Here is a 6,709-nt window from a genome sequence, read left to right on the forward strand (position 1 = left end):
GGCTTTTCCAAAGTGAGTCGCTGTAAGAGCGAAACCATAGGCGGCCGTTACCTAAATAACGGATATGTACTCACCTCAAACCAGCGCAACAAAACGTCAAACCCAATGATGAATCGGCCACCCAGCCTTCTCAGCATGCGCTCGCAGCACCGGGTCCGGATTCACCACCTGCGGGTTCTCCACCTTCAGCAACAGCGGCAAATCATTGCGCGAATCCGAGTAGAAGTACGCCCCATCAAGGTGCTCACCTTCCTGCTCCAGCCATTCCATCAGGCGAGTGATCTTGCCTTCGCGGTAAGTCAGTACACCTGTGGTCTTGCCGCTGTACACCCCATGGGCGACGTCCAGCTCAATCCCCAGCACTTCATCAATGCCGATACGCGCCGCAATCGGCTTGACCAGGTGCGTCCCCGACGCCGAGATCACCAAAATCCGGTCACCATTCTTGCGGTGCTGCGCAATGGTACGGGTGGCTTCGCTGTAGATCAGCGGCTCGATAACGTCTTCCACCCACGGCTCTACAAGGTGCTCGATCTCTTCCGGCGTGCGGCCAATCATCGGCTCCAGGCTGAAGTCCATGAAATCCTCCATGGCCAGCTCACCGCGGCTGTAGGCCGCCATCAGTTCGTCGTTCTTGCGCATGAACGACTCACCATCCACCCAGCCCAGGCGGCCCATTTGCTCGCTCCACAGGGTGGCGCAGTCGCCGTGGATCAGGGTGTCGTCCAGATCAAAAATTACCAATGCCATCTGTCACGCTCTCTCAAGTAAATCGTGCGTCAGGCTACTTCACACAACGCACTTGGGTCGATGGAAAGTGCCAATCTCTGACCATCCGGGTGCAGATCGTCAGCCGAGCGGTTAAGCACATCCACCACCAATTCCACGCCCCGGGCTTCGATGCGGTAGCGAATCACGTTGCCCAACAGGCTGTGGCTGCGCACCAACGCATCCAGCTCACCGCTGCGGCTGAGCTCAATGGCCTCCGGGCGAATGGCGATGCGCCCGGTGATCGGACGCTGCAACAGTTTGCTGGCCTTGTCGGCATCAAGCAGGTTGTAGTTGCCGATAAAGCCCGCGGCGAACACATCCACCGGCGCGGTGTAGAGGGTCTCGGCATCGCCGCTCTGCACGATCTTGCCCTGGTTCATCAGGAAGATCCGGTCGGACATGGTCAGGGCTTCTTCCTGATCATGGGTCACGAAGATGGTGGTCAGGCCCAGCTCGCGCTGGATCTGGCGAATCTGTTCGCGCAGGTGCTTGCGAATCCGTGCATCGAGGGCCGACAACGGCTCGTCGAGCAACAGCAGGCGCGGGCGCGTCACCAGCGAGCGGGCGAGGGCCACGCGCTGGCACTGGCCGCCGGACATCTGGTGCGGGTAGCGGCCGGCGAGTTCTTTCAGCTCCACCAGTTGCAACACTTCCTGCACGCGTTTGTGGCTGTCGTCGGCATTGACCTTCTGCATGCGCAGGCCGAAGGCGACGTTCTGTTCCACCGTCATGTTGGGGAACAGCGCGTAGCTCTGGAACACCATGCCGATATGCCGTTTCTGTGGGCTCAGCGGGACGATGTCCTGGCCATCCAGTAGGATTTTCCCGCTGTCCACCGAGGTCAGGCCGGCGATGCAGCGCAGCAGGGTCGACTTGCCGCAGCCCGACGGGCCAAGCAGGGTGACGAATTCGCCCTTGGCGATTTCGCAGTTGATGTCACTGAATACCGGCGTACCGGCGTAGCCTTTCTGCAGGTGTTGGACGCTGACGAAGCTCATTGGCTTTTGTCCTTGTTCAAGATGTTGGCGGCCCAGGTCAGCACCAGCACAAAGAAGAAATAGGAGATCACCAGGGCACTGGTGAAGTGGCCGCTGCTGTTACGCATATTGTTGAGGTACACCTGCAGGGTTTCGTAGCGGGTGCCCACCAGGATGTTGGCGAACACGAACTCGCCGAACAGGAACGAGAACGACAGCAGCAATGCCACCATCAAGCCCTTGCGCAGGTTGGGCAGCACCACCAGGAACGCCGCCTGGAAGGTGCTGGCACCGAGCAGTTGGGCGGCGTCCATCAAGTCCCGCAGGTTGATCGCTTGCAGGTTGTTGGTGATCGCCCGGTACATGAACGGCAGCGCCACGGTGAAATAGCAGCCGATCAGGATCCACGGCGTACCCACCATCGCAAACGGTCCCGAACCGTAGAGCTGCAACAGCCCCACCGACGACACCACCGGCGGCACCGCGAAGGGCAGCAGGATCAAAATGTTCATCAGCGCGTCGAGTTTCGGAAAGTGGTAATGCACCACAAACAGCAGCGGCAGGATCAGCAGCACCGACAAGATCAGCGCGCCGACGCACACCAGCAGCGACTGGCCGAAGGCATTCAGGAAGCGCGGGTCACTCCACAGCTGGATATACCATTTGAAGGTAAAGCCGGATGGCAGGATGGTCGCCGACCAACTGCTGGCGATGGAGTAGACCAGGGTGCCGAGCAACGGCAGCACCAGGATTGCAAACAACAGATACACCACTACGCGGTGGTAGAGGGCGGCCGAGCCAGGTTCAGCGCGAGACATGGTAGCTCCTCTTGAGCAGCAGTTGATGGACCACGGTCACCACGGTCATCAGCGCCACCAGCACCACGGCCAGGGCGCTGGCCATGTTTGGGTCCAAGGAGATGTCGCCGGAGACCATCGCCGCGATACGGATCGGCAGCACGTTGAAGTTGCCGGTGGTCAGCGCGTACACCGTGGCGTAGGCGCCGAGGGCGTTGGCCAGCAGGATCACGAAGGTGCCCAGCAGCGCCGGGGTCAGCACCGGCAGACCGATGTGCCGCCAGTACTGCCAGCCGTCCGCGCCGAGCAATGAAGCAGACTCGCGCCAGTCTTCACGCAGTGCGTCAAAGGCCGGGTAGAGCAGCAACACGCCGAGGGGAATCTGGAAGTAGGTATAAAGGATGATCAGGCCGGTCTTGGAGTACAGGTTGAAGTCCTGAATGATCCCCGCCTGCTTGAGCATGATGGTGATGCTGCCGTTGAACCCCAGCAGGATGATGAAGGCGAAGGCCAGGGGTACGCCGGCAAAATTGCTGGTCATGTTGGCGAACGCGGTCACGAAATTGCGCAGCGGCCCGTCGACCCGGCGCAGCGAGTAGCTGCCGAGTACGGCGATGATGATCCCGAACACGCTGGAGTAGAAACTGATTTCCAGGCTGTACTGGATCGCCTGCATATAGAACTTCGAGCTGAAGATCTTGCTGAAGTTGGCCAGGCCCCAGCCGAACTCTTCGGACTGGACGCTGCTGATCATCACCCACACCAGCGGGGCGATTTCGAACACGATAAAGAAGATGGCGAAGGGCACCAGGCACAAGGCGGCCAGCCATTTGCCGCGGATCACTGAATTCACTTCAACAGCTCCCGGCATACAGGTTTGTCGTGGGGTACACCCAACAGCTCGCAGACGGTGCCGCACAGCTCGGTTTGTTTGGGCGTGGCGTGGGTGTCGAGGCTGAAGGCATCACCCAGCACAAACAGCGGCACTTCCCGTTCTTCCGGCAGCAGGCCGTTGTGGGAGCGGTCGTTGTTCATGCCGTGGTCGGCCGTCACCAGCACCTGGTAACCGGCGTCGAGCCAGCCTTGCAGGTAGTCGGCGAGGATGATGTCGGCCGAGCGCGCGCTGTTGCGGTATTGCGGGGTGTCGAGGCCGTGCTTGTGGCCGGCATCGTCGATGTTCATCGGGTGCACCACCAGGAAATTCGGCGCGTGTTTGAGGCGCAGGCTTTCGGCGTCGGCAAACAGGTGCGAGTCCGGGTAATGGTCATTCCAGTAGAAATGCCCGTGCTGGATCGCCAGGGCCGAGTCGCTGGTATGCCGATCCCGGGCGGCGATAAAGGGCGAGCGGTTATACAACTCGCTGACCCAGTGATACGCCGCCGCCGCCGTGGATAAACCGGCGTCGGTGGCGTAATGGAAAATGCTGCGCTGGTTGGACAGGCGCGAGACGTTGTTGTGGACGATGCCGCTCTCGATCGGCGGGACGCCGGTGAGGATGCATTCGTACAGTGGCCGGGACAGGGCCGGCAGTTCACATTCCAGTTTGTACAGTGCTGCGCGTCCTGCGCCGACATAGGCCTGCAAGTGCCCCATGGCGTGTCGGGCAACCTCGTAATTCAGGCCGTCGAGCACGACAAGGATGACGTTGTGCTTCATAGGGGCTGGGGCTCCGCAACAAATAGGCTTGACTCGGTTTTTCGGTTGGAACACCGATCAAATGTGGGAGCTGGCTTGCCTGCGATAGCGGTGTGTCAGTCGACAATGCTGCTGAATGTTATACCGCTATCGCAGGCAAGCCAGCTCCCACACTGACCGCGTTCCACTTGAACAGGCGTGTTAAGCCTTATTGCATATTGATGATGACTTCTTCCTGCCACTTCTGCGGCAGTGCCTTGGAGGTCTTCTCCCAAGCGTCGGCGTCCTTGATCGGCGTGACTTTCTTGTACTGCTCGTTAGGCAGCAGCTTGGCCTGTACGTCGGCTGGCAAGGTCAGGTGCTCGGCACGGATCGGCCGCGCATTGCCACGCGCCAGGTTGGTCTGGCCGGCGTCGCTGAAGATGTATTCGCGGGTCAGCTTGGCGGCGTTCGGGTGCTTGGCGTATTTGTTGATGATGGTGGTGTAGCCGGAAATCACCGAGCCGTCCGATGGGATCAGCACCACGTAGTCATCCGGGTTGGCCATCTTGGCTTTGTAGCTCAGGCCGTTGAAGTCCCAGACCACGCCCACTTCCACTTCGCCTTTTTCCATGGTGGCGATGGTTGGGTTGGCCAGCGACAGGCGGCCTTGCTTGGCGATGTCGGCGAACATCAGCAGCGCCGGCTGAATGTTCTTCTCGTCGCCACCGTTGGCGAGTGCGGCGGCGAGTACGCCGTTGGCCGCCTGGGCGGCGGTGCTCACGTCACCGATGGAAACCTTGTATTTGCCGGTCTTCAGGTCAGCCCAGCTTTTCGGAGCTTCGGAGCCGTGCAGGAGTTTTTTGTTGACGATAAAGGCGATGGTGCCGGTGTAGGCCAGGGCCCAGTTACCGTCCTTGTCTTTCGCCCAATCCGGGACTTGTGCCCAGGTGGTCGGTTTGTACGGTTGGGTAACGCCCTGCTTCACCGCGATCGGGCCGAAGGCTGCACCCACGTCGCCGATGTCGGCGCTGGCGTTGTCTTTCTCTGCCGCAAACTTGGCGACTTCCTGGGCGGAGCTCATGTCGGTGTCGATGTGCTTGAGGCCGTAGGTCCTGGCCAGGTCGTCCCAGGTGCCTTTCCAGTTGGCCCAGTCATCGGGCATGCCGACGCTGTTGACGGCGCCTTCCGCTTTCGCGGCGGCTTCCAGGGTTTTTAGATCGGTATCAGCGGCCATGGCGGCGGTGCACATGGCAATGGTCGAGCCTAACAGTGATGCCAGGAAAAGCTGTTTCATCCGAAGCTCCTTTGGGCGTTTTCAACGCTGCGTTTTTATCGACGTTTGCGGTGGTGTTGGTCTAGGTCAGCAATACACGAGCCAATTTAGGCGTGGCGGATGACAGTTTCATGTCGATGTCGTTTTTTGTTGGCCTGGACGGGGGATCACCGGGTAAGCGTAGACCATGCCCAACCGCCCGGAAGCCTTGGACTTGGCCGATGTATTGCAGGTCTTGTGGCAGCACGTCGCGAGGCGCTGTCATCTGTCGGTCATGTGCAATGCCTAGGCTTGCACGCAACAGCAGAGGCGCGTTTAGCGGGCGTTTTGTGCACCTGAATAGTGCTGGTCTAGTCCAGATAGGTAACGTTGATGCGTGATGAGGCAACCAAGGCGGTGACAACCATTGGCCTGGCGCTGCAAGAGCAGATCGACCATGGCTTGTTGGCGCCTGCCAGTAAGCTGCCGGCCGAGCGCAAGCTCAGCGAGTTGTTTGGTACCACCCGGATTACGGTGCGGGAAGCCTTGTTACAACTTGAGGCACAAGGGCAGATTTATCGCGAGGAGCGGCGAGGGTGGTTTGTGTCGCCGCCCAGGCTTGCCTATAACCTGATGCAGCGCAGTCATTTTCACGCGATGGTGAGTGCCCAGGGGCGGGTGCCGTCGACCGAGGTGATTTCGGCGCGGTTGCAGCCGGCTTCGGCGGCGGTGTGTGCGTGGTTGCAGTTGCCGGCGTTGTCCAGCGTGATTCAGATTTGCCGGGGGCGCAGGATTGATGGGCGGTTGGTGTTGTATGTGGAGCACTATCTGAACCCGCAGTATTTTCCGGGGATTCTGGGGTGTGATTTGAATCAGTCGATTACGGAGTTGTATGCGCGGGTGTATGACTTGCACTACGGGCGGGTGCGGTTTGAGATTGTGCCGACGTCATTGCAGGTTGAGGCTGCGGCGGCGTTGAGGGTGTCGGTGGGGAGCCCGGGGTTGCGGATTGCTCGGGTTAATTATGATCAGCATGAGCGGTTGATTGATTGTGATCTGGAGTTTTGGCGGCATGATGCGATTCATGTGGGGGTGGATGTGGTTTGACGTTTTGCCTGTGTGTATCCGTTATCTAGGTCACGACGGCTTTTGGTTCCGCTCTCACAGCGGCTCACTTTTGAACAGCCGGAATGCCGGCCCAGCCCCAAGTAAGCACAGGGCTTTACCCCGATGACCTGGGTGTTAGAGCAAAAGCAGAGCCGCTGTATGTGGGAGCGGGCTTGCTCGCGAAAAAC

7 protein-coding genes are annotated in these 6,709 nt (G+C 59.8%); 1 reads left to right on the plus strand and 6 read right to left on the minus strand.

Translation table 11 applies throughout. The features are described 5' to 3' along the window. Positions 1-96 precede the first annotated feature (96 nt). From HX815_RS30410 to HX815_RS30435, 6 genes are all read right to left on the minus strand, one after another. Positions 97-750, minus strand: a complete 654-nt coding sequence (locus tag HX815_RS30410) for an HAD family phosphatase (RefSeq protein ID WP_003219744.1) — start codon at positions 748-750, stop codon at positions 97-99. 29 nt (positions 751-779) lie between these two features. After that, positions 780-1,769, minus strand: a complete 990-nt coding sequence (locus HX815_RS30415; protein ID WP_003219745.1) for an ABC transporter ATP-binding protein — start codon at positions 1,767-1,769, stop codon at positions 780-782. Beyond that, positions 1,766-2,566: an ABC transporter permease gene (locus HX815_RS30420; protein WP_177029435.1), complete on the minus strand. Its 801-nt coding sequence runs from the start codon at positions 2,564-2,566 to the stop codon at positions 1,766-1,768. The genes HX815_RS30415 and HX815_RS30420 overlap by 4 nt, the downstream gene beginning before the upstream one ends. Continuing rightward, a complete protein-coding gene (locus HX815_RS30425) occupies positions 2,553-3,398 on the minus strand; it encodes an ABC transporter permease subunit (protein WP_003219748.1) in 846 nt (281 codons plus the stop codon). Before HX815_RS30425 ends, HX815_RS30420 begins: the two co-directional genes overlap by 14 nt. Further along, positions 3,395-4,201: an alkaline phosphatase family protein gene (locus HX815_RS30430; RefSeq protein WP_003219750.1), complete on the minus strand. Its 807-nt coding sequence runs from the start codon at positions 4,199-4,201 to the stop codon at positions 3,395-3,397. The genes HX815_RS30425 and HX815_RS30430 overlap by 4 nt, the downstream gene beginning before the upstream one ends. A gap of 187 nt (positions 4,202-4,388) precedes the next feature. Then, positions 4,389-5,456, minus strand: coding sequence for an ABC transporter substrate-binding protein (locus HX815_RS30435; protein ID WP_087695079.1), 1,068 nt, complete (start codon positions 5,454-5,456; stop codon positions 4,389-4,391). Positions 5,457-5,807: 351 nt separating this feature from the next. On the opposite strand from HX815_RS30435, the gene HX815_RS30440 reads away from it, so the two are divergent. Further along, positions 5,808-6,521: a UTRA domain-containing protein gene (locus tag HX815_RS30440; RefSeq protein ID WP_003219754.1), complete on the plus strand. Its 714-nt coding sequence runs from the start codon at positions 5,808-5,810 to the stop codon at positions 6,519-6,521. Positions 6,522-6,709 lie beyond the last annotated feature (188 nt).

It is taken from the genome of Pseudomonas sp. E6002 (assembly GCF_013385565.1).
In the GTDB taxonomy this organism is placed as follows: domain Bacteria; phylum Pseudomonadota; class Gammaproteobacteria; order Pseudomonadales; family Pseudomonadaceae; genus Aquipseudomonas.